This is a genomic window from Cobetia sp. cqz5-12 (assembly GCF_016495405.1).
GTDB lineage: Bacteria > Pseudomonadota > Gammaproteobacteria > Pseudomonadales > Halomonadaceae > Cobetia.
Genome location: NZ_CP044522.1, coordinates 2722202 through 2745651, shown reverse-complemented (window position 1 = coordinate 2745651; position 23450 = coordinate 2722202). Strand labels below are relative to the sequence as shown.

Genomic DNA, 23450 nt, shown 5'->3' with positions numbered 1-23450 from the left:
CAGAGTTGCATGGCCCGGAAGTTGCCAGCGCAATCACCTGTTGGGCTGGTGTCGAATCAGGACTGCTGCTGGGTCGTGACATGGGCGATCACGGACATGCCGATGCGTACCTTGTCGAAGTCGGGCTGGTTCGGGTCGAACACGATCTTGACCGGCATGCGCTGGGTGATCTTGGTGAAGTTGCCGGTGGCGTTCTCGCTGGCCACTGCCGAGAAGGCGCTGCTGGAGGCCGGCGCGATGCTGTCGACATGGCCAGTGAAGGTCTTGCCCGGCAGGCTATCCAGCGACATCTCGACCGGTTGGCCCGGCGCCATCTCGGCCATCTGGGTCTCGAGATAGTTGGCGATGACATAGGCTTCCTTGTGCGGCACGATGGCCAGCTGCGAATCACCCGGTTGCACGTAGGCGCCGACACGCAGTGAGCGCTGGGTGACGATGCCATCCTTCGGCGCACGAACGACGGTATAGCCGGTGTTCAATTCCGCCTGCTCGAGCGCTGCACGTGAGTGCTCGACCTCGGCCAGGGCTTCCACGCGCTGGGCTTCAAGGACGCCGATCTGCTTTTCCGCCGAGCGCTGAGCCGCCTGGGCCTGCACGAGATTGGCTTCCCAGATGCCCTGCTGTTCATCGGCCTTTTCCTTGTCCTGCTGGGAGGCGGCGTTGGTCATGCGCAAGCTGCGGTAACGCTTGGCATCATTGCGCGCATAACGCAGTGAGGCCTGGGTGGACTTCACTTCGGCGATGGACTGCTGCACGACGGCGTGCTGACGCTCGATGTTGGCATCCAGATCACCGACCGCCGCCTGCTGGGCGGCGAGATCGGCCTGGGCGGAGTGCAGGGACGCCTGGTAATCGCGGTCATCCAGCGTGGCCACAATCTGGCCTGCCTTGACCACTTCGTTGTCTTCCACCAGCACCTTGTCGATCTGGCCCGCCACGCGTGTGGTCACCATCACGCTATCGGCGCGCACATAGGCATTGTTGGTGGCTTCGCGGCCATCGTGCCCCTTCCAGTAGAGGCCCGCGTAGGTTGCGACCAGCAGAAGCGCCAGAGCACTCAACAGCAGGGTGGTACGTGTCTTGTTCATGTCGGTGTCGTATCTCGTCGTCTATGTCGAAGAAGGGGGAAGTGGCTGAATCCTGGCTGGCGGGCAGCCGCCGGCTTTGTCTGTGTCTATGCCCCGGAGGGTTGTGCTTGAGGGGGCTGAGACTGAGTGCGCTGTGCTGGCTCTGGTTGAGGTGCCGGTGCCGGTGCCGGTTGTGGCGGATAGGCGCGGATCGGCAGCACCATGACCAGTATCAGCAGCGCCACCACGAAGGGGATGATGGCGAGGTAGGCATCCGCATAGCTCATCACGGAGGCCTGCTCGGAGATGCGCGTGGTGATATCGCTTGCCGCATCGACCTGGATGAGTCCGGCGGGCTGATTGCCCTGCAGGCCGAGTGCCTCGCCCAGGCGGGTGGTGTGCAGGGCTTCACGCGTGACGAGGAAGCTTGCGTAGACCGTGGAGGCCACCACCGTGAACAGGGCGCGCAGCGAGTTGACCATCGCGGTGGCGAAGGGGCCGTCCAGCGGACTGATGGCGCCGGTGGCATTCATCAAGAGCGGTACTACCACCATCGGCTGGCCCAGGGTGTTGAGCACCTCGATGAGATAGAAGTTGTCACGATTCCAGTCGCTGGTGAGCTGTGAGCCCAGCAGGCAGCTGATCAGGATCAACACCAGGCCCGTGGCCATCACGTAGCGGCTGTCGATGCTCCTGCGATTGATCAGTGTCGCCACCAGCGGTGCCAGCAGCAGCTGCGGCAGGGCCATGGTCAACATGACCGGGAACAGCTGCATGGGGCGATAGCCCTGCACTTCCCCCAGGAAGGCGGCAGGTAGGGTGCCGGCGGCCAGAGTCAGGAACATGAAGATACACAAGGTGATGATGCCGAAGGCAAAGTTGCGGCGTGCCAGCAACTGCAGCTTGTAGAGCGGCATCGGGTGGAACCACTCATGGATCAGGAAGGCCACGAAGACCAGCCCACCCGTGGTCAGCAGGGCGACGATCAACGGCGAGTTGCCCCAGTCGAGTCGCTCCCCCTGGGTCATGCCGGCGACCAACGAGCACAGGGCGGTGACGCCCAGCAAGGCCCCGAGCCAGTCGAATTGCTTGCAGCGCTCCAGCTTGAGCGGGTCCTGCGGAAGGCCCCAGGAGACGAGCGCGGCGGCGAGAAGACACATCGGTGCGGTTTCCCAGAACACCAGTTTCCAGTCGCCCAGGTCGCCATAGAGAGCAGCCAGCGGTGCCGACAGATAAGGGCCGAAGGTGGCCGTCATCGCATAGGCCGACAGGCCATAGAGCTTGCTGTGCCACGGCAGAAAGCGCAGCGCCGACATCATCAACAACGGCAGGATGCTGCCGGACGCCAGGCCCTGGGCAACGCGCAGTCCCGCCATCAGCGGAAAGCTGTCGGCCAGTGGCACCAGCAGTGAGAACACGGCCAGTGACAGGCAGGCACCGATGGCGAAGCGGCGCAGGCTGAAGGTCACGGCCAGCCAGCCGGCCAGCAGCATCATCGAGACTTCAGCAGCGCTGTAGAGGGTGGTCAGCCAACTGCCTTCATCATGGTAAAAGCCGAAATGACCGATCACATCCGTCAGCACCGTCTGAGTGACTCGCTCGCCGACACCGGACATCAGCGAGGCGAGCAGGATACCCACGAGGCCGAGAGCGATTCTGAGATTGAAGGGTTGAGCAGCAGCCACTGGCAGGTTCTCGCATCTGACGGAAGGACAGGAAGATATCGCGGCAGGTGTTTCGTTATACGGTACACTGTACCATTCAGTGGTTTTGTTGAGCAAGTAGTTAGCTTGTTAAGGAGATGTGTCTTGACCACACGTGAAGGTGGTGGCGTACAGGTCGTGGCCAGGGTCGCGGCGATTCTCAAGAGCCTGGAAGGCAATGAGCGGGGTATGAGTCTGGGGGAGATCGCTCAGCGCAGTGAGCTGCCGCGCTCCACCGTCAAACGGCTGGTGGACGCGCTGGCGCAGGAGGATCTGCTGGAGATTCATGGGCATGGCGGTATCCGGCTGGGGTCTGCCTTGATGCGGCTGGCGCGCCATAGTCAGCTCGACATCACTACGCACGCCAAGTCATTTCTGGAAGCCTTGAGTGTCACCACCGAAGAGACGGTGGTGCTCTGCAGCCTGAGCGGCAACGAGTTGCTGATACTGCACTCCGTATTGTCCCCGCAGCCCCTGCGGGTATCGCCGATGGCCGGTAATTTCCTGTCCTTGCATGCGACTGCCAGCGGCAAGGTGCTGCTCTCACATCTCGAGGACGAGCAGGTGGAGCGCCTGCTGGGCACGGATCTCACGGCTTATACGGACAAGACCGCGAGCATGTCCGAGCTACTTGAGCAGCTGGCGGAGATTCGTCGCTGCGGATACGCGTACGACGCCGGTGAGCACACCCGTGGGGTCGCGGCCATCGCCATGGGGCTCGAGACCAGTCAGGGGCATTACGCCATCTCGGTACTGGGGCCGGAGTGGCGCATTACCGGCCGGCATGCCGAGATAAAGACGGCTCTCGGCCAGACTCGTGACGAGATGCTCAAGGCCTTTCGTTCACTCAAGTGAGTCTGTCCCGGCAAGGCCGTCGGACTGTCATGTGCGGCGGCAGATCGAACGGCGAGAATGCGCAGAGCGCCAAGGTCGAAGAGGAGGCGAAGAAAGAGCGAACAGGAAGGCAGGCACAGCAAGGCCGCCCGTCCGAATGGGCGGGCGGCGTGTTGTCATGGGGCAGCACTCAGAGACAGAGCTGAGAATCTGAGCCTGGAAAGGGAGTTAGAGAGAGTCCAGAAAGAGAGCTCAGCGGCTTGTGCTCTCAGGTCTCTCTGGCCGCGATCAGCTGGTCCGCCAGGGTCATCAGTTCCGCTGCGATGAAGTCCGGGGTCGGCACATTCTCGGCCGGCAGCACGGCATTGTGCGGGCGCGTCAGCAGTGCGCCTTGCATGCCGGCGGCCTGGGCACCGATGGTGTCCCACACATGGCAGGCGATCATGCACATGTCGCCCAGCTCGACCTCGAGCTGCTCGGCCACATGCTGATAGGTGGCTGGCGCCGGCTTGAACTGCTTGACGCTGTCGACGCTGAAATGCTGCTCGAAGGCGTCGCTGATGCCGGCCTTCTCCAGCGGTGTCGGTGAGGCACCCGCGGGGGAGTTGGTCAGGGTCACCAGGCGGAAACCGGCCTGCTTCAAGCGCTCGAGCGCCGGTGCAACGTCGGGATGGGCCGGCATCTCGGCCATGCGCGACTTGAGCTCATCGATATCACTGTCCTTGAGCGTGACCTGATGGATGTCGGCGACCATCTTGAGAGCGCCCACGCCGAGCGCACCGAAGGGCGTGTAGCGCCCGGAGAGTGTCATGGTCTGCGAGTACAGCACCAGCTGCGCGAACCATTCACGTAGTACGCCGTCATCGCCGAACACGCGTGTGAACAGCGGTGAAAGGGTGGTGATGTCGAGCAGGGTCTCATTGACGTCGAATACCAGTACGTCAGGAAAGGTCGTGTCAGACATGGTGGCTCCCGGGAGGATTTCAGGTAGAGGAAGGGCGCGAAGCGAGGTGGCAGACCGACGGGGACGCCAGGGGGGCAGCGCCAGCGGATCAGCGTCAAGACGTCCGGGCTGGCAAGCTCACGCCATTCCATTCATGGCCTCAGACTACCTGTTGTTGAACGATTGCTCAAATCATGGCCGGTGGCAGTGCGATGACACCTGTCAAAGGCCGGAAATGGTACCGGCGGTCGCAGCGCCTGCTGCAGTCGATATTTTTATGATCAAATGTTGTACAAATATTGAATTTGCGCCATATTGCGTCGCAGAAGGGCTGAATAAACCAAGAAAACAGCAGGGGGAAGGGGCAATGAGCAATATCGCTATCTGGATGGGGCTTGGTTTGGCCGTCACCTTTGTACTGTTGGCGACTGGCGTCTTCGACAGGCTACTGACCCGTATCGAGCAGGATGATCCGGCGCGCAGGATGAAATGATCTGCTGGCGATCACGGTCGAATGGATTCTCGCAAGACCCACCCTCCAGGGTGGGTTTTTTCATGCCCGTTTGGCGAGGAAGCCTGCTGAGTAAGCGTGTCTTGTCGTTACGCGAATCTGAAGCTGGCTCTCCATGAGGCCAGAAAATGTAGCCTTGGGTATCGCTGTGTAACTATCGCGATGTGATTTGCTATCGGGATGTTCGTCGCGGCCAGGGTGGCTGGCAACTCGAGATCAGATCAACGTATTGAACACGCCAGCAAGTTACCCCTCGTTACCATTTCGAGAAATGATCCCGGCAAGAGAGAGTTGTACAGAAATCACATCACAGGTAGCGTGAGTTGGGTGGGTTTTACACAGCATGGGCGATGTTCACACCCGTAATGATTGACTGAACGTGTGTGATCATCGCCGTGAATTCCATCAGTGTGACGCCAGGGAATCGAATCATGGAAGAGAAAGCCAACGCCGTTCTATCCTGCCCGGTATGTAACTGCCTGAGCATGGATTACCAGTATCATGATCGCGCTGATGATTACCTGGTGCATTGTGGTGATTGCGCCGAGTTCATTGGCACCTGGTCATTGTTGCAACGTGAGCTTGCAGTGCAAAAGGCACGGATTGCCTTGCTCAGTCCACAACTCGCCAGTCAGAGTCTTTACCGTCGTGTGCGCAGCATGCCCGTCATTCATTGATGCTCATGGGTAGGGCTTTCACTGAATTCGCACTGCAACGCTCATCGCGTATCGTTGCGAAGGCCTTTCGGGATGTCTCGAGCGTATATGTCAGATACAGCAAGGCCCCGCCATGGCGGGGCCTTGCTGTATCTGACGTTGGCGGCCGTGCTCAGTTCTGGTAAGCGCCGGCGGCGTAGGTCATTTCATAGCTGTGGCTATAGACCTCGAGGATGTTGCCGAACGGGTCTTCCATGTAGACCATGCGGAACGGCTTCTCGCCCGGGAAGTACTCGCGTACCGGCATGCGCTGCTTGCCGCCGGCAGCCACGATGCGCTCGGCCAGTCCTTCGACGTCCGGGTCCTGGACACAGAAGTGGAAGATGCCGGTCTTCCAGTACTCGAAGTTGTTTTCCGGCGTCTCGTGGTTCGGGAATTCGAAGATCTCGACACCGATACGGTCGCCGGTGGACAGGTGGGCGATGCGGAAGCTGCCCCAGCCCGGACCGAAGACATCGCTGCACATCACGCCGATGGCGGAGTCATCTTCGGTAATGGTGGTCGGCTCCATCACCACGTACCAGCCCAGTACTTCGGTGTAGAACTTGACCGCGGCTTCCACATCACCGACGGACAGGCCGATGTGGGAGAAGGTGCGCGGATACGGTGTGTTCTTTTCGTTGCTCATGAGTCACCTCGATATGTGAGTCGTGAAGGAATGGCTCGGTCACTGCCTGCGTGACGTTGGATGCCATCTTGGGCGTCATGAGCAATAATGAAAACTACGTAGCTGTTATGATAATGATAAGACTTGCTTATGGTGATATGGACTCACCCTTGCAGTCTTGCTGACGCTGCCATTCTGATTCTGTCCACTGGCTCTGCCCCCTGACTCTTCCCTCCAGGAGCTTGAATGCTGCAACCCCAATGGCTTCGCACCTTCCGCACTCTGGTGAGTGTCGGCAACTTCACGCGCACCGCGGAGCGGCTTGATCTGACCCAGGCCGCCGTCAGTCAGCATGTACGCCAGCTGGAAACCCGGCTTGGCACGCTGTTGATTCGTCATCCGCGCAAGATCGAGCTGACGCCGGCCGGCCATGCGTTGCTGGATTACGCGCGCGAGATGGAAACCGCCGAACAGCGCCTGGCCCAGCGTCTGGCGGGCAATGAAGACAGTCATGGCGACATTCGGTTGATCACGCCGGGCAGCATCGGCCTGGCGATCTATCCGCGCTTGCTGGCGCTTCAGCAGGAGTCACCGGGCCTCAATGTCCACCATCGTTTCGCGCCGACGCGCGAGGTGGTGGAGGCCGTGCTGGAGAATCGCTTCGAGCTGGGAATCGTCACGCTCAAGCCCGATGACCCGCGCCTGAGCGTGACGGAATGGGCGCGTGAACCCCTCGAGCTGGTAGTGCCGGCGGGGGTCGAGATCCATGACTGGGGGGATCTCGAGACACTGGGCTTCATCGATCACCCGGATGGTCAGGACATGGCATCGCGCCTGTTGAGTCGGCGCTTTCCGGGCAATCCGGGCATCAGCTCGCTGCCGCGCAGTGGCTCCACCAACCAGATCAGCCTGATTCTGGAGCCGGTCGCCCGAGGGCTGGGCTTCAGCGTCGTGCCTCGCCATGCACGCGAGGCCTTCCAGAATCCTCAGGCCATCAAGGTGGTGGCACCCGCAGATGGGGATGTCGAGGTGGTGGATACGCTGTGGTGGATCACGCGGGCGGAGTGGCCGCTGTCAGCGCGTGCCAGACGGGTACAGCGCGATCTTCAGGCCGGTCTCTGAGACCTGATGAGTGAGGAGGGCGGGCGTCAGGCGTCAGGCAATGTCAGGCCGGAAAATTCGCGTGTCAGCCAGCGGGTGATGGGTTGGATCACGGCGCTGTTGGGATGGCGGACACTCATGCGATAGCCATGACGGTCACGCGAGATATGCGGCGTCAGGGCGATCAGCGAGCCGTTGTCGAGCAGGTCCTGGATGACGTGACTCCAGCCCAGCGCGACCCCTTGATGGTTGACGGCAGCATTCAGCGTCAGCGGGAAGTTGTTGAAGGGGAAGGCCTTGTCCAGACGCGGTGCCGGCAGTCCGGCATGACGACACCAGGTGGCCCAGTCCAGCCAGCGGCTATCGCGCATGTCCAGATGCAGCAGGGTGATGCGCGACAGTGCCTCGGCATCCAGCCCCTTCTCCAGCTCATGACGCCGCGCGTAATCCGGCGAGCAGACCGGAAAGGCGCGCTCCGCGACCACCAGCGTATCGCGATGATCGCCCGTCAGTGGCGGGCCGAAGCGGATCGCGATATCGGCCTGCTGCATCTGCGGGTCTTCATCGCGATCGATCGGCAGCAGCGTGAAGTGACACTCCGGAAAGGCCTGCTCCAATCGCTCCAGCCGCGGGCGCAGCCAGACGTGGGCGAAGCCGGCACCCGCGGCGATGGTGATGCGCGGTGTCGGCTTGTGCACCTTGCGACGTGCTTCGTCCACGGCGCTGCAGACCTGGCCAAGTCCGCCGGCCAGTTCGGCATGGAAGGTCTCGCCGTAGTGGTTGAGTATCAGCCTGCCGCCCTGACGATCGAACAGCGGATGGCCCAGGTGCTCCTCCAGCGCGCGGATGCGCTGGGAGATGGTGGGCTGGGTGGTATCCAGCTCATTGGCCGCAGCCGTCATCGAGCCCAGGCGAACCGTCACGTCAAAGGCGACCAGCCCGCGCAGGGAGGGCAGGTCATCCAGGCTACTGGCGGTATCGTCTGGCGCAGGGGAGCGTGTCTTTCGGGCCGGCACGGGAGTCCTCGCTGTGATGCACTGTCGCGGCGACCCTGTCCTGGAATATCCGGGCCTGCATGAGGCTTCACGCCGTACACCGTGGATATCAGGCAAGAGCGCCGCCTTGTATAGGCGGCACTTATACGCGACGCAGCGAGTGACATCAACGCTCAGTCCGGCGGATCAGGCCGCGAGGTCGCACCTGAGCCTGACCAGGGTCGCATCGAATCCTGTTGAAGGGCGTTCCTGAGCTTACCGAGTGCCGCGCTCGGCAATTCGCGCATGCCAGGCCGCGATGCTCTCGTCGGGATACTCGGCGTGATGGGCATCACGCGGCTCGTGTGCGACTTCCACCCAGTTGGTCTTGCTGTCGAGCATGATGTGGACATGCTCCGGTGGCACGGGCAGCGGGGTGTCGATCACCCCCGCCTGCGGGTGGATCAGCTCTGGCCAGCGGGCATCGTAGAGCCATAGTGCACTGCCGCAGCGCTTGCAGAAATGTCGTTCCGCCGGACTTTCGACGCCGTCGATCACCGCGTGATAGATCGAGATGTGCTCGCGGCCTTCCACCTTGAGGGTGCCGGCGTCGCCCGCCAGGTTGATCGCGTAGCCACCGCTGCCTGCCGTCTTGCGACAGATCGAGCAGTAGCAGCGCTGGTACGGGTAGGGATGCGGCGAGTCAAGCTGGAATGTGACGGCCTGGCAGTGGCACGAACCTTCAAGCTGCATGAGACATTCTCCTTGTGATGCTTGGGCAAGGGCGCTGGCAAGGCTGGGGGCTGAGAGCTGGGGACTGAGAGGGTGACTCGATCCAGAGGCAGGCTGATCGCTCCGTCACTTGTCGCTCTGCCTGCCCGGCAGGAGATTCTCACATCGCCAGTGCATAGACATAGACCTCGAGCTCACGATTGTCGTCGAGAATGACGGTGGTGACGCGACGCTGATAGATGGGGCCCTCGAAGTCATCGAGAGCGTCCCAATGCTCGGGCAGCTGCGGTGAGGAAAAGACGTGGCCGCGTATCACCTGCCCCGTGTTGTCGACCACCAGCCCGGGGAAGTTGTGCTCGGTACCCTGATCGCTGTTCTCGAGTCGGCCGCGCAGATAGGCCGGGCGCCATTCGCCATCGATGTTGGCGATGACATGTTCGTTGAGTCCGCCTGGCCCCAGCGGGCCATAGATGAAGAGGTGTTCCATGTGTCTGCCTGTCGGGTCGGGGAGGGGGAATGCGTCTCAAGGAGCGAGACTGCCGCATCATCAGGGACAGTCTTCATGGATATTTGCCTTGCCCCACGATGATGAAGGCTGAGTGGCGAGGTTCAACCCCCTGTTGGCGTGGTGCGCTCAACGCAACGCCCACAAACCACATTGCCCCCACTGGGCGAGCCAGTGGGGGCAATGGTCAAGCACAGGAGCGGAGGAGGTCAGGCGCGATTCATGCGCCCGCCATCCACACGTTCAGACGCGGCTGTCGAAACCGCCGGCGGGCTCTTCGCCGATCACGTCCGGATCGAAGGGCTTGCGTGCGAAGACGCGACGCAGAGCCGGCTCGAAGTGCTCCAGCGGCGGGGTCGGATAGTCCGGATCGAAGGCCGCCTGATCATAACGCTCGCAGAAATCCACACACTTCTGATACCAGGGGTGATCCTTGTAGATCTCGCGCTCGTTGCGGTCCTCGCCGTAGAAGTGACCGTAGTAGAACTTCTGGAACAGTCCATGGTGGTGGATGATCCAGGTGACCTCGGCACGCACATACGGGCGAATGATGGCGGCGGCCAGCTGCGAGTGATTGTAGGGCGCCAGCTCGTCACCCAGGTCATGCAGGAGGGTCGCGACGACGAGATCATCATCGCCACCGTCGGCTTCGGCACGTGCCGCTGACTGCAGGGAGTGCTCCAGACGGCTGACCTTGTAGCCGCTCAGACCATCATCGAGCTTGCGCAGGGCAAGCTTGAGACGCTCCACCAGCCCTTCATTGAACTGGTCTTCAAGACGCTCGAGCAACGCATAGTCTTCTGCGGTGCCGTCCTTCATCTGGGTGAATGAAACCTGATCCATTACGCCATTTCCTCACGGTTTTCTTGTTGTGCCTGCTGCTGACGCTGACGCATCAGGGTCGTGGCGAAGCGCTCACGCGGGCCGTCGCTGTCCATGTAGCAGCCCTGCAGGTGACGATGCCCCTCATTGGTGTCGAACGCCGTACGGCCATGCAGCACGCGGGTGTTGTCGAACATCATCAACTCACCGGACTCGAGCTGGAAGCGAATCTCGTTGGCAGGGTCCTGGAACAGCTGCCCCAGACGCTGGCGGGCCTGATGGTAGCGGCGCGTGTTCTCCAGCGACATGTGCGGCAGATGATCAAGACGCGGGCTGTAGTTGACGCCGATCGGCTCACCATCGGCGCTCTCACGGATCACGCAGCGACGGGTGGTCAGCTCGGTACCGGCATCCAGGAAGCGGAAGCCCACCGGGGTGGTACGCAGCAGTTCATAGCCTTCCGGCATCTCGGCCTTGAGCTGCTTGAGCGCATTCAGGCTGTCGACCAGCGTGGACAGGCCGCCAGTGGTCTCGTTGACCAGGCAATGCAGCATCTGGATGCCCGGCACCGGATCACGATACGGATTATCGGTGTGCGGTCCAAGTGCCACGCTGCGATAGGCGAGATCGTTGCCGGTCGGGCGCGAATACACCTCGAAGTAGCTGCCGAAGTTGGTGTCCTTCACGTAGCCGAAGTGACCGGCCACTTCCAGAATGCGCTCCGGATCGGTCGGCACGTTCTGCACGATGATGTAGCCAAAGCGCAGATAGGCCTCCAGTGCCTTCTGGAAGTCCTCATTGTTGCCCATCTTCTCCCAGTCGACGCGCTGCGCCTGCTGATCGATGCCCGCATCCCAGCTCTCGGCCTTGGGGAACGGCGTGATGCCCTGCAGCTCATGCGCCAGCAGGGTGAGGTCATACACCTCGCAATGCCCGTCACTGAAAGTGAATTCCACGTGCGTCTCATCGACCGGGCGCGCCGCGGTCAACTCGAGATTGACGTCGATGGCATGCGAATCGAACAGACGCTGGGTGGTGACCTCATCGAGCTGCTCCGGGTCCTGGGTGCGCTCGCGCAGCCACAGCGGGCTGACCGGCTCGTGGCCTTCAGCGGTGATCAGGTTCAGTGACAGCGGCGACTCGCTCAGGGTCAGCGGCAGCGCGTCGGACAGGGCATTGGTCAGGGACATGCAGGCATCTCTCCATTAGCACGGTTGTATATCGTGGCCATTATGGGAGCGAGGCATGGGACCTAAGTAGGGGGTGAGTGTTATTGGAGGGTATGCATTTTTCTTATGGAGTTGAGGGGGTGGAAGGCTCGCGCCCGCTGCATGACCGTCATTTCGCTGGGGGTAGGGCCTGCCTATATATGCTAAATGGATGATTTATAAATTGTTTTGGCTTTTTTGTTACCATCGTCGCGTACAAGGCGGATAGCGGTGACAAATTGGCCCTAAACCTGCAAAGCGAATCAGTGACACCTGCCGTCGGTGGGCCAGTCGTGCCCTCGGGGTCGCATGGGGCAAGGAGGATCACTGTTCTTGATAACTGGCATTTTGCATGCTCATCCAAATCGATAAATAACTGCTATCTCGCTTTGCTAAGCTAAGCAGATTCCCACATCGACCGGCTTCCGTCGTGCCTGACGACTCTGACCTTGTTGCCCTGATCTTTCGGGCTCTGATGCTTCGAGCTTTGATCATCAGGCGTGCGTCGCGGTGTGGAGTCTGTGCAGAACACAATAAAAGCAAGGAGATCTCGCTTGGAACTGATCCAGTATGCTCTGGACAATCTGGAGCTCTTGACCACACGCACGCTTGAGCACATCTCGCTGGTCGGGGTGGCGGTGGGAATCGCCACCCTGACGGGCGTGCCCATCGGTATCGCGATCACCAAGAACGAGCGAGCCGCCAAGACCGTTCTGTATATCGCCTCGATCATCGTGACGATCCCTTCCATCGCGTTGTTCGGCATCATGATTCCGATCCTGTCGTTGATCGGGCAGGGCATCGGCTATGTGCCGGCCGTGATTGCCGTGTTGCTGTATTCGCAGCTGCCGATCATTCGCAACACCTACACCGCGATCAACAATGTCGACCCGGCGCTGCGTGAAGCGGCCAGAGGGGTGGGCATGAGCCAGAATCAGCGTCTGTGGATGGTGGAGATTCCGTTGGCCGTGCCGATCATCATGGCCGGTGTGCGCACCGCCGTGGTGCTGAATATCGGGGTGATGGCGATTGCGGCCTATATCGGTGCCGGGGGGCTTGGCACCTTCATCAGCCGTGGCATTTCCCAGTCAGATCCACGTCAGCTGATTGTCGGGGCGGTGGCGGTCAGCGTGCTGGCCATCCTCGTCGACTATGCATTGTTGGCGCTGCAGAAGCGCCTGACGCCCAAGGGCATGGACCGCACGACAGCGGCCGCCGCCTGACGCGTCATTCGCGCGCGATTCTGCCAACACGACAAGGAACGCTTCATGATCGAACTCGACAACCTGACAAAAGTCTTCGATACCCCGAAAGGCGCCGTGACGGCGGCTGACCATATCAGCATGAAGGTCCCGAGCGGTGAGATCTGCATCCTGCTCGGCCCCTCCGGCTGCGGCAAGACCACCAGCCTCAAGATGATCAATCGCATCATTCGCCCGACTTCCGGGCGAGTACTGATCAACGGTGAAGATACTACCAACCTCAATACCCAGGACTTGCGCCGCAATATCGGCTACGTGATCCAGCAGATCGGCCTGTTCCCGAACATGACCATCGAGGAGAACATCACGGTGGTGCCCAAGCTGCTGGGTTGGGACAAGACCCGCTATCGCGAGCGTGCGCGCGAGATGATGCGCATGATCGCGCTGGAGCCTGATGCGTTTCTCAAGCGTTATCCGAGTGAACTGTCCGGTGGCCAGCAACAGCGTATCGGCGTTGCGCGTGCTCTGGCGGCAGATCCGCCCGTGATGCTGATGGATGAGCCCTTCGGCGCGATTGACCCCATCAACCGTGCGGTGATCCAGGATGAGTTCCTCAAGATGCAGCAGGACCTCAAGAAGACCATCATGTTCGTCAGTCACGATATCGATGAGGCGATCAAGATGGGCGATCGCATCGCCATCTTCCGCGGCGGCAAGCTGGTGCAGTATTCACCGCCCGATGAATTGCTGGCCGCGCCGAAGAACGAGTTCGTCGAATCCTTCCTGGGCGAGGACCGTGCCCTGAAGCGCCTCAACTTGGTCAAGGTGCGTGATCTGGCCAGCGAAGGTATCGGCATGGTCACGCCCGATGACACCCTGACCACGGCGCTCGAGCGCATTGAATCCTATGGCTACCAGAACAGCATCGTGATGGTGAACGACAAGCGTCAGCCGGTCGGGATCATCAGTGCTGCCATCGCACGCACCTCCAGGGGCCATTGCCGTGATCACTTCCAGAGCGTGCCCGTCGTGGTCACCCTGGATGATGACCTGCGCAAGGTCGCCTCACTGATGTTTGCCAACGACATGACCTGGATGCCGTGCGTCGATGATGAGGGACGAATCGTCGGGCAGATCACGCAGCGCGCCATCACCCACCATCTGGGGTCTCGCTATCGGGCGCATTCAGGTGGCGGGGCTGCGGGCCAGCAGGCTGAGATGTCCGCGACCACGCTGCACAAGGAGTAAGCCCATGCCGACACTCAAATTCACGGGCTTGCTGCGGCTGGTGGCCGTGGCCGCGATCTTCATGGCCGGGGTCTGGAGCCAATCGAGTGGCGTGATCGAAGAGTTTCTCTTCTATATACCCGACATCCAGTTCCTGACGGTACAACACCTCTGGTTGACGGCACTCTCAGGCGGGCTGGCGATCCTGGTCGCGGTCCCGTTGGGCATCATCCTGTCGCGACCCAGCATGACGCGCTACGCCGAATCCGCCATGCAAGTGCTCAACGTGGGCACCACCATCCCGACGCTGGCGGTGCTGGCACTGTCGATGAGCTTTCTGGGCATCGGCACCGTGCCGGCGGTCTTCGGTCTGTTCGTCGCGACCCTGCTGCCCATCACCCGCAATACCTACACGGGGCTCAAGGGAGTCTCACCTGCCTTGAAGGAAGCGGCGGCCGGGATCGGCATGTCGCCACTTCAGCGCCTGGTGCGGGTCGAGTTGCCCAATGCGCTGTATGTCATGTTCGCCGGGATTCGTACTGCTCTGGCCATCAATGTCGGCACGGTACCGTTGGCCTTCCTGATCGGCGCCGGTGGACTGGGGGAGCTGATCTTTACCGGGATCGATCTCTATGACCCCATCATGATGCTGTCCGGTGCCATTCCCACGGCGCTGCTGGCGATCGGGGTGGATGTGCTGGTGGCCTTGGTGGCCTTCCTCGTGGTGCCGCGAGGCGTCAACCCGGCGCGGGCATGAACGAAGACCCACGAGCCGGCCCGCTCGGCGCGTGGTGACAGACTGCAATACCTGAACAATAACAACCAGCTGGACCGACTTTTCACAGGATAGGAGAACACCATGAAGACCTTGACGACTCTGCTGACCGGCGCGGCACTGGCCGCTTCCCTCTCGACGGCGCACGCCGAAGAGATCGTGGTGGGGGGCAAGAACTTCACTGAACAACAGATTCTGGCGAGCATGACAGGGCAGTATCTGGAAAGCCTGGGCTATGACGTGGAAGAACGCTCCGGCATGGGCTCTGCCGTACTCCGTCAGGCGCAGGAAAACGGCCAGATCGATCTCTATTGGGAATACACCGGCACCTCACTGATCAACTACAACGATGTCAGTGAGCGCCTGAGTCCGGAAGACACCTATGCCCGCGTCAAGGAGCTGGACGCCGAGAAGGGCCTGGTGTGGCTGGAGCCGTCTGCGGCCAACAATACCTACGCACTGGCGATGCGTGAGTCGGATGCCCAGGAGCGCGGTATCGCCTCATTGTCGGACCTCGCGCAGGCGGTCAACGACGACAAGGGGCTGTCCTTCGCACTGAACGCCGAATTCTACGCGCGCGATGATGGCTGGCGTCCGCTGCAGAAAGCCTATGACTTCCGTGTCGGGCGCGCCGACGTCAAGCGCATGGATTCCGGTCTGGTCTACCAGGCACTGCGTGATGGTCAGGTCGATGTCGGCCTGGTGTTCGCTACCGATGGCCGCATCCCGGCGTTCGACTTCACGGTGCTCGAGGACGACAAGGGCTACTTCCCGGCCTACGCCCTGACGCCGGTGGTGCGTGAGGAGTCGCTCAAGGCCAACCCGGAACTCGAGTCGCAGATGAATGCGCTGTCCGCTGAGCTCAATGACGACACCATGGCGAGTCTGAACGCACAGGTCGATGTCGAGAAAAAGACCATCGAGCAGGTCGCCGAGGACTTCCTGAAGGAGCATGGCCTCAAATAACTGGTTCTTATAACAATAGGGTCGACGTGAGCGTCGGCCCTCTAATGCCTTTGATGTCGTTTATGAAAGGATTCAGCGATGAAATTTCCAAAACTGTTCGTATGCTTTTCGGTGGCTTTGTCGATATTGTCAAGCCAAGCATATGCTAAAGAAATATCAGTGGGTGGCAAGAATTTTACAGAGCAGCTGATTTTATCCAGCATGACAACTCAGTATCTTGAAGATAAAGGTTACGATGTTCAGGAGCGTTCTGGTATGGGAACGGCTGTGCTGAGGAATGCCCAAGAAAACGGTCAGGTGGACTTATATTGGGAATATACTGGCACGTCGTTGATTAGCTATAATAAAGTGACAGAGAAGCTATCTCCAGAGAAAGCTTATCAGCGGGTCAAACAACTGGATGGAGAGAAGGGGCTGATCTGGCTTTCCCCTTCAGAAGCTAACAACACCTATGCTTTAGCAATGCGTAAAAAACATGCTAAAGAGCTAGGAATAAACACGATTTCTGATTTGGCGCGAGCAATAAATTCAGGCGAAAAATTAGTTTTGGCGTCCAATGCTACATTTTATGCTCGTGATGATGGCTTACGGCCCATGCAGAAAAAATATGGATTTGAATTCGGGCGGAAGAATATCAAGCGCATGGATCAAGGTTTAACATTGCCATCCCTCGATAGCGGAGAAGTTGATGTGGCGATGACTACAGCTACCAATGGCCGTATTCCAGCGCTTGATTTAACCGTTCTAGAAGATGATAAGGATTTTTTCCCGGATTATGCTTTAACACCGGTAGTCCGTGAGGAAATCCTTGAAGCCAATCCTGAGCTCGAAGCTCAGATGAATGAGCTCTCAGCAAAGCTCAACGATAACGTTATGGCTGGTTTGAATTCACAAGTAGATGTAGATCGAAAATCTGTCGAGCAGGTCGCCGAGGACTTCCTGAAGGAACACGGCCTCAAGTGACCTTCAGGTACGCCTGATCCTCTGACAGCGAGGCTCAGGGGCCATGCCAGCACGACAAGGCCGCCTGCGGGCGGTCTTGTCGTCTCTGGCGGCCGCGTCTGCCTCGCTCGCATTTGCTGCCATCCCGTTGGTCATTTCCGTGTCTGCCAAATTGGAGAAGTCCCATGTCTGCTCCGGATTGTCTGCCTCACGCTATACCCACCTCTCATGCACCTGCCGAGGATCGCCTGGCGCCTGCGCCGCTGTCCCTGATCCATGAATATGATCTCACCCGTCTCAGTGCAGAGCAGCTGCACCAGGCCAAGCGCTGCCTGCTGGATTTGCTGGGCGTCGCGGCAGGTGCGACGCGGACTCCCCTGGCCGCCAAGGCGGTGCGCTACGTCACGCGCCAGCACGGCGGCGACTTGCCGCTGTTGTTCGCCAGCGGTACGGCCTCTTCCAGTGGTGTCGCCCTGCAGGGTGGCTGGTTGATCGATGCGCTGGATGCCCACGATGGCCAGGTGCTGACCAAGGGGCATGCGGGGGTGGCCTTGTTGCCCGGCCTGCTGGCACTCCCGCAAACCCGGCAGCTCAGCGGGCATGCGTTTCTGGCGTTGCTGGCCTATGGCTATGAAGTCGCCACGCGTGCGGGCATCGCCTTGCATGCCCAGAGCCCCGATTACCATACGTCGGGGGCCTGGAATGCGCTGGGCGTGGCCGCAGTGACTGCGCGTCTGCGCGGCTTTGATCGTGAGACGATGCACCACGCGCTGGGCATCGCCGAGTTCTATGGGCCGCGCAGCCAGATGATGCGCTGCATCGATCATCCCACCATGCTCAAGGATGGCTCCGGCTGGGGCGCGATGACCGGCATCTCGGCGGCGCTGCTGGCGGAAGATGGCTTCACCGGAGCGCCGGCATTGACGGTCACGGCACCGGAGGTCGCTGCGCTGTGGCAGGACCTCGGTCAGCGTCATTATCTGTTCGAGCAGTACTTCAAGGCCTATCCGGTGTGTCGCTGGGCGCAGCCGGCAGTGGAGGCGGTGCTGTCATTGGCAGATGCCGTGGCTGAGCCTGACGACATCACGCGTATCGAGATCATCACCTTCCATGAGGGCAAGCGGCTGCATGTCATGCACCCTGACACCACGGAGCAGGCGCAATACAGCCTGCCGTGGTCGGTCGCCTGTGCCCTGGGGCGGGGCAGCGTGGATGTGGCAGGTGTCTGCGATGCCCTTGACGATGACGGGCTCAAGGCGCTGGCGAGCAAGGTGGTCATCGAGGAGGATGCTGCATTCAATGCCCGTTTCCCTGCCGAGCGCTGGGCCCGTGCGCGAATCGTGCTGAAAAGTGGCGAGGTGCTGGAAAGCGCAGACCATGAAGCATTGGGCAATCCGGACAAGCCGCTGACGGATGCTCAGGTGCTGGCCAAGTATCAGGCCCTGGCGGAGCCGGTGCTGGGAGACCGCGCGGCCAGGTTGCGTGATGTCGTGATGGACCTGGAGTCACGCCCGGTCTCCGAGCTGCTGGCGCTTCTAGGCGCACCGGCTTGAATATGGCGGCCGCGGCTGACATTCTGCGCGGCGCTTGATACTCATTGGCCTGCTTTCTGGCCTTGGCCCTGGCCTTTCGCCTGGTTTTCTACCTGGCTCTGATCCTGGCCCTGGTCCTGACCCTGGCTTCTGCTGTTCGTTGCCTTCTCTTTTCATCACCGAGACATGCACATGCACCATCAAGATCATCTGCGCGTTGGCGCGGCCCAGATCAACGCCACCCTCGGCGATATTGAGGCCAACCTGGAACGTCATCTCGACATCATCCATCAGGCGCGGGATGTCGACCTGGACTTGCTGGTCTTCCCGGAGCTCTCTTTGACGGGCTATGGCATGGGCAGCCGGGTCATTGATCTGGCCTTTCCGCCGCATGACCCGCGTTTGCTGATGCTCGCGCGTGCCGCGGGCGACATGCAGCTGGTAGTGGGCTTTGTCGAGGAGGCCAGTCCGGGGGAGTACTACAACGCCCTGGCGATTCTGCAGCATGGCGCGCTGCAGGCCGTGCATCGCAAGCTGAATCTGCCGACCTACGGCGGGCTGGAGGAGGGCAAGTTGTTCACCCACGGCAGCGATCTGACCCAGAACGATGTGCGTGAAGGCTGGTCAGCCACCTCGCTGATCTGCGCGGACCTGTGGAATCCGGGCCTGGTGCACGCCGCCATGCTCGCGCGTCCCACCGTGCTGTGCGCGCCGATCAATTCGGCCTCGGGCATCGTCAGCGATGATTTCTCCAATGAGCAGAACTGGGCGATCAATCTCCAGTTCTACGCCATGACCTACGGCACGCCGGTCATCATGGCCAATCGCTTCGGGCCGGAAGGCGGCAGTCATTTCTGGGGCGGGTCGCGAATTCTTGGCCCGCGCGGGGAGACGCTGGCCCAGGCGGAAGACCGCGAGATGCTGATACATGCTGAACTGTCGCGCACCGCGATCGCCAAGGCCCGCTTCGAGCTACCGACGCACCGCGACGCCGATACGCTGCTGGTGCGTGACCTGATGCTAGGCTATCGCTGAGCGATTGGTGTTGATCAATAGGCGCTGAGCGATTGGTGTAGAGCAACAGGCGCTGAGCAGCAGGCACTGAGAAAGCCCAGCAGCAAGACAGATAAGCCTGTCGAGCAACAAGACGCCCGCGCCAGAATTCTGGCGCGGGCGTCTTGTTTACGGTCTTGTTTACGTTTTCGGCAATGCGGCTCAGGACGGGAAGCTGAATTGAGCGGCTTCCTGCGCACTGCGCTGCGGCCAGCGCTGGGACACGCTCTTGCGCCGGGTATAGAAGCGTACCGCGTCGGGGCCATAGGCGTGCAGATCACCGAACAGCGAGTCCTTCCAGCCGCCGAAGCTGTGGAAGGCCACCGGTACCGGCAAGGGCACGTTGATGCCGACCATGCCGACCTCGATCTGGTCGGCGAAGCGGCGTCCGGCCTCGCCATCGCGTGTGAACAGGCAGGTGCCGTTGCCGTACTGGTGGTCATTGATCAGCGCAATGGCATCCTCGAAGCTTGCCACGCGCACCACGCAGAGTACCGGACCGAAGATCTCGTCACGGTAGATGCTCATGTCCGGCGTGACGCGATCGAACAGCGTTGCGCCCAGGAAGAAGCCGGGCGAGCTCTCGACCAGCGGGTGAGTGCGACCATCCACGACCAGCTGGGCGCCAGCGCTGGCGCCTGCCTCGATATAGCCGGCGACCTTGTCGCGCTGCGAGGCATTGATCAGGGCACCCATGTCGTGACCGGGTTCGGTACCCGGGCCGATACTCATGGCGCGTGCCTGAGGCGCGAGACGTTCGATCAGGGCATCCGCGGTGTCATCCCCCACGCAGACGGCCACCGAGATGGCCATGCAGCGCTCGCCTGCGCTGCCGAAGGCGGCCCCGATCAAGGTGCTGGCGGCATTGTCGAGATCGGCATCCGGCAATACCACAGCGTGATTCTTGGCACCTCCCAACGCCTGGATCCGCTTGCCCTGACGGGTTCCCCCTTCATAGAGGCTCCGCGCCACGGGCGTTGAGCCGACGAAGCTCATCGCTTTGACCTCCGGAGCCGCGATCAGCGCCTCGACGGCTTCGCGATCGCCATGCACCACGCTGAAGAGTCCATCGGGCAGTCCGGCTTCGCGCAGCAGATGGGCCATCTTGTTGGCCGCCGACGGGCTTTGCTCCGACGGCTTGAGGATGAAGGCATTGCCGCAGGCCAGCGCCATGGGGAACATCCACAGCGGCACCATGGCCGGGAAGTTGAACGGCGTGACACCGGCCACGATGCCCAGCGGTTGATGGTTGGACCAGGTGTCGATGCTCGGCCCGGCATTGTGGGAATACTCGCCCTTGAGCAGCTCCGGCACGCCGCAGGCATATTCGACGTTCTCGATGCCGCGCTTGAGTTCGCCCATGGCATCGTCGATCACCTTGCCGTGCTCTTCACTGATCAGGGCGCAGATTTCCTGAGCATCCCGTTCCAGCAATGTCTTGAAGCGATACATGACCTGAGCGCGCTTGGCGGGCGGCATGGCGCGCCAGGCGGGCAGGGCATCCCTGGCGGCCACTATCGCGCGTTGCACGATGGCGGCATCGGCTAATGGCAGACGGCGCACGGCTTGCGCGGTAGCCGGATTGAGCACATCCAGGGTGCGTTCGCCAGTCACGGCGTCACCGCCAATCATGTGAGTCAGGGTATCCATCGGTCAGTTTTCAGCCTTGTGTTCAGTCGCAGAGAATGTGGTGAGGAAAGTCGCTGTCTTTTTCTGTCTTGAGCTGAGGTTGCCGTGAGCCTGGATTGACCAGTACTCAGAATTGACGCCCCAGCAGTGCCTCATCGAAGGGATAGCGCGAGATCTTCTCGATGCCGGTCTCGGTGATCAGCACCTCTTCCTCCAGCTTGACCCCATCGGCCGCACCGACTTCGCCGATATAGCTTTCCACCGAGACGACCATGCCGGGTTCCAGCACGCCATCCTTGGAGAAGCGATCAAAGTCCATGTGGTGCGCGACCAGCGGTGTCTCGCCATGCATGCCGACGCCGTGGATGATCGAGGGGTAACGGCGATCAAGGAAACGCTCGGGAATCTTCCAGGCGCTCTCGGCGATTTCGCGATAGCTGATGCCGGGCTTGAGGATCGACATGTTGTGGTGCACCTGCTCGTGCGCCATCTGGTACAGACTCTGCTGATAGGCGGTGGGTCGGCCCGGCCCGACATGGAAGGTGCGTGAGAAGTCGGAGTAGTAGCCGTGGCAGCCGATGGTGTCGGTATCCAGCGCGACCAGCTCGCCGGGGCGAATCACGCGGTCGCTGGCCTCGTTGAACCATGGATTGGTGCGCGGCCCGGACGACAGCAGGCGGGTCTCGATGAACTCACCGCCCTGGCGGATGACATCGCCGTACATGATGGCGAACAGCTCATTTTCGGTGACGCCGGGCTTGATGGCGGCTTCCACGGCGGCAACCGCGGCCTCGCTTCCAGCCATCGACTGGGCCAGGCAGGCAATTTCCTCAGGTGTCTTGAGGCGACGGCAATGCAGGGTGTCCTGCATGCAGTCGAAGACTTCCAGCCCCTGCGCTTCCAGCGAGCGCGCCAGATTCAGGGTGCAGCGATCCAGTCCGACCTTGCGATTGCCACCACCATGTTCCTCGACCAGCTGGGCGATCTCGATGCCGAACGGGTCGCTCGAGAGGTTGTCGCGCTGGTTGACGGCGGACCACACCACCTTGGACGTGCGCGCCTCATCGATGGTTTCAAGCCAGGTCGAGACGTGGGCGCTACCGGGGTATTCGAACAGGATCACCGGCCCCTCGAGGGGCACATAGATGTAGCGGGTGGAGTTGCGCAGGAAGTAGCCGAACATGTTGCGCGAGCCGGTGGCATAACGCTGGTTGTTGGGATCAAACAGCACCACGGCGGCGTAGCCCTGCTCCGCCATCATGGCGCGCAGGCGGGTCAAACGACCGCCGCGCAGCTGCACAGGGTCAAAGGCCGTGGGAATGCTGTCGCCATTGGCCATTGGCGCGGACGGCACGATCGGGAAACTTGCGGGTTCACTGTCGGTCAGGCGTTCAAAGTCGACGATGCTCATGGGTAGTCTGGGCTCACGGTCTGATGAAGAAGGGCAGAAAAAGCGCTGGGCAAAGGTGAATCACGTACGTCTTCTGGCGCGTCAGTCCGCCAGGTTGTCGCTGCGCTGCATGCCTTCCTTGAGCAGGCGCTCGTGGATAGGCGCCATGCGGCCGAAGATTCGCTGGGCGCGCTCAGGGCGACCAATGAAGCCGGGCTCCTTGGCGTACGCGAAGATCACGGTATGGCGTTCGCGCTCACCGCGAACCGGGGTGACGCGATGCAGGGAGTAGCGACCGAAGAAGATCTGCAGGTCGCCCGGCTTCAGATCGATGGCGGTCAGGCGCGAGCGGTCTCCGTCGAGCACCTTCTCGACGCCCTCGAAGTTCTCGCCCTCGGGACTGCGGATACCGGCGGCGTATTCGAAGCGGCCACCCGCATCGGACTGGCGGGTCATCATGGTGACGATGAATTCGTTGGTGTCGTAGTGCCAGGGATGCTGGCAGCCATCGCGCAGCACGTTGACGACCAGATCCGCGAGCGGGTCGGCGTATTGGTGAATGTCGTCCATGCCGACGACGCTGGCGATGAAGTGCTGGAAATCGGGATGCGAGTAGACCTGGCGAATCAAGGTGTCCGAGCCGATGCGGTCCCCCGCCACGAAACCGTTGGTGCGATCATCGAAGCGATTGCGCGGATGCGATGCGGGCAGTGAGTCATCACCGTCGCTGTTGTAGGGGTTGGTGACGGTCTGGTTGTAGTGCGCCAGCGGTGAAAGACGCTCCGTTTCCTGCTCCAGTCGGGCCAGCGCCTCTTGCGGCACGAAGCCCTCCAGCACGACGCAGCCATCCTGCGCGAGCTGTTCGCGACATTGGCGCATCAGTTCGCGACCCCGCGCTTCTGTCAGTCGATGGATGGGATAGTGTTCAAGATCTATCAGCCCATCGAGAGAGGTATCACTGTCCTGCTGCTGGATTGCGTTCATGCCCGGCCTCCTGTTCCCTGATCGCTA

General features: G+C 61.1%; 23 protein-coding genes. 11 read left to right on the top strand and 12 right to left on the bottom strand.

Translation table 11 applies throughout. The annotated features are described in order from the left end of the window. Positions 1-56: 56 nt before the first annotated feature. Both F8A90_RS11460 and F8A90_RS11455 read right to left on the bottom strand, forming a co-directional pair. Positions 57-1088, bottom strand: a complete 1032-nt coding sequence (locus tag F8A90_RS11460) for an HlyD family secretion protein (protein ID WP_200017239.1) — start codon at positions 1086-1088, stop codon at positions 57-59. A gap of 86 nt (positions 1089-1174) precedes the next feature. Next, positions 1175-2752 carry an MFS transporter gene (locus F8A90_RS11455; protein WP_200017238.1) on the bottom strand — a complete coding sequence of 526 codons (1578 nt, stop codon included), beginning with the start codon at positions 2750-2752 and terminating at the stop codon, positions 1175-1177. 123 nt (positions 2753-2875) lie between these two features. On the opposite strand from F8A90_RS11455, the gene F8A90_RS11450 reads away from it, so the two are divergent. Continuing rightward, positions 2876-3625, top strand: coding sequence for an IclR family transcriptional regulator (locus F8A90_RS11450; protein ID WP_200017237.1), 750 nt, complete (start codon positions 2876-2878; stop codon positions 3623-3625). Positions 3626-3872: 247 nt separating this feature from the next. Here F8A90_RS11450 and F8A90_RS11445 read toward each other — a convergent pair whose 3' ends face one another. Next, on the bottom strand, positions 3873-4568 hold the full coding sequence (locus F8A90_RS11445; RefSeq protein ID WP_200017236.1) for a haloacid dehalogenase type II: 696 nt from the start codon (positions 4566-4568) through the stop codon (positions 3873-3875). Positions 4569-4701: 133 nt separating this feature from the next. Here F8A90_RS11445 and F8A90_RS11440 point away from each other — a divergent pair, with 133 nt between their 5' ends. Both F8A90_RS11440 and F8A90_RS11435 read left to right on the top strand, forming a co-directional pair. Continuing rightward, positions 4702-5040 (top strand): hypothetical protein, encoded by a 339-nt coding sequence (locus F8A90_RS11440; protein ID WP_200017235.1) that lies wholly within the window; start codon positions 4702-4704, stop codon positions 5038-5040. A 449-nt stretch (positions 5041-5489) separates the two neighbouring features. Continuing rightward, positions 5490-5735 carry a hypothetical protein gene (locus F8A90_RS11435; RefSeq protein WP_200017234.1) on the top strand — a complete coding sequence of 82 codons (246 nt, stop codon included), beginning with the start codon at positions 5490-5492 and terminating at the stop codon, positions 5733-5735. Positions 5736-5886: 151 nt separating this feature from the next. Here F8A90_RS11435 and F8A90_RS11430 read toward each other — a convergent pair whose 3' ends face one another. Next, positions 5887-6402 (bottom strand): lactoylglutathione lyase family protein, encoded by a 516-nt coding sequence (locus tag F8A90_RS11430; RefSeq protein ID WP_043333918.1) that lies wholly within the window; start codon positions 6400-6402, stop codon positions 5887-5889. Between the two features lie 225 nt (positions 6403-6627). Between F8A90_RS11430 and F8A90_RS11425 the strand changes: the two genes are divergently transcribed. Next, positions 6628-7503 carry a LysR family transcriptional regulator gene (locus tag F8A90_RS11425; RefSeq protein WP_200017233.1) on the top strand — a complete coding sequence of 292 codons (876 nt, stop codon included), beginning with the start codon at positions 6628-6630 and terminating at the stop codon, positions 7501-7503. Between the two features lie 26 nt (positions 7504-7529). On the opposite strand, the gene F8A90_RS11420 is transcribed toward F8A90_RS11425, so the two are convergent. The 5 genes from F8A90_RS11420 to F8A90_RS11400 form a co-directional block, all read right to left on the bottom strand. Then, positions 7530-8498 (bottom strand): LysR substrate-binding domain-containing protein, encoded by a 969-nt coding sequence (locus F8A90_RS11420; RefSeq protein WP_200017232.1) that lies wholly within the window; start codon positions 8496-8498, stop codon positions 7530-7532. Positions 8499-8732: 234 nt separating this feature from the next. Further along, the gene (locus F8A90_RS11415) at positions 8733-9209 is read right to left on the bottom strand and encodes a GFA family protein (RefSeq protein WP_200017231.1); all 477 of its coding nucleotides are present in this window, start codon (positions 9207-9209) and stop codon (positions 8733-8735) included. Between the two features lie 139 nt (positions 9210-9348). Beyond that, complete coding sequence (locus F8A90_RS11410) at positions 9349-9675, bottom strand: gamma-glutamylcyclotransferase family protein (protein WP_077373980.1); 327 nt, start codon at positions 9673-9675, stop codon at positions 9349-9351. 261 nt (positions 9676-9936) lie between these two features. Continuing rightward, positions 9937-10536: an HD domain-containing protein gene (locus F8A90_RS11405; RefSeq protein ID WP_077373977.1), complete on the bottom strand. Its 600-nt coding sequence runs from the start codon at positions 10534-10536 to the stop codon at positions 9937-9939. Next, the gene (locus tag F8A90_RS11400; protein ID WP_200017230.1) at positions 10536-11705 is read right to left on the bottom strand and encodes a TauD/TfdA family dioxygenase; all 1170 of its coding nucleotides are present in this window, start codon (positions 11703-11705) and stop codon (positions 10536-10538) included. Before F8A90_RS11400 ends, F8A90_RS11405 begins: the two co-directional genes overlap by 1 nt. A gap of 572 nt (positions 11706-12277) precedes the next feature. Here F8A90_RS11400 and F8A90_RS11395 point away from each other — a divergent pair. From F8A90_RS11395 to F8A90_RS11365, 7 genes are all read left to right on the top strand, one after another. After that, positions 12278-12946 carry an ABC transporter permease gene (locus tag F8A90_RS11395; protein WP_107336399.1) on the top strand — a complete coding sequence of 223 codons (669 nt, stop codon included), beginning with the start codon at positions 12278-12280 and terminating at the stop codon, positions 12944-12946. Between the two features lie 45 nt (positions 12947-12991). Then, positions 12992-14173, top strand: coding sequence for an ABC transporter ATP-binding protein (locus tag F8A90_RS11390; protein ID WP_200017229.1), 1182 nt, complete (start codon positions 12992-12994; stop codon positions 14171-14173). A gap of 4 nt (positions 14174-14177) precedes the next feature. Further along, the gene (locus tag F8A90_RS11385; RefSeq protein WP_200017228.1) at positions 14178-14909 is read left to right on the top strand and encodes an ABC transporter permease; all 732 of its coding nucleotides are present in this window, start codon (positions 14178-14180) and stop codon (positions 14907-14909) included. A 102-nt stretch (positions 14910-15011) separates the two neighbouring features. After that, positions 15012-15893 carry a glycine betaine ABC transporter substrate-binding protein gene (locus F8A90_RS11380; RefSeq protein ID WP_200017227.1) on the top strand — a complete coding sequence of 294 codons (882 nt, stop codon included), beginning with the start codon at positions 15012-15014 and terminating at the stop codon, positions 15891-15893. A gap of 78 nt (positions 15894-15971) precedes the next feature. Then, complete coding sequence (locus tag F8A90_RS11375; RefSeq protein WP_200017226.1) at positions 15972-16856, top strand: glycine betaine ABC transporter substrate-binding protein; 885 nt, start codon at positions 15972-15974, stop codon at positions 16854-16856. A gap of 164 nt (positions 16857-17020) precedes the next feature. Further along, positions 17021-18388 carry an MmgE/PrpD family protein gene (locus F8A90_RS11370; protein WP_200017225.1) on the top strand — a complete coding sequence of 456 codons (1368 nt, stop codon included), beginning with the start codon at positions 17021-17023 and terminating at the stop codon, positions 18386-18388. Between the two features lie 171 nt (positions 18389-18559). Beyond that, positions 18560-19402 (top strand): nitrilase-related carbon-nitrogen hydrolase, encoded by an 843-nt coding sequence (locus F8A90_RS11365; protein WP_200017224.1) that lies wholly within the window; start codon positions 18560-18562, stop codon positions 19400-19402. 180 nt (positions 19403-19582) lie between these two features. On the opposite strand, the gene F8A90_RS11360 is transcribed toward F8A90_RS11365, so the two are convergent. The 3 genes from F8A90_RS11360 to F8A90_RS11350 form a co-directional block, all read right to left on the bottom strand. After that, positions 19583-21070, bottom strand: coding sequence for a CoA-acylating methylmalonate-semialdehyde dehydrogenase (locus F8A90_RS11360; RefSeq protein ID WP_200017223.1), 1488 nt, complete (start codon positions 21068-21070; stop codon positions 19583-19585). A 106-nt stretch (positions 21071-21176) separates the two neighbouring features. Then, on the bottom strand, positions 21177-22460 hold the full coding sequence (locus tag F8A90_RS11355; RefSeq protein ID WP_176504044.1) for a M24 family metallopeptidase: 1284 nt from the start codon (positions 22458-22460) through the stop codon (positions 21177-21179). A gap of 81 nt (positions 22461-22541) precedes the next feature. Next, positions 22542-23423, bottom strand: a complete 882-nt coding sequence (locus F8A90_RS11350; protein WP_200017222.1) for a HalD/BesD family halogenase — start codon at positions 23421-23423, stop codon at positions 22542-22544. Positions 23424-23450: the final 27 nt, after the last annotated feature.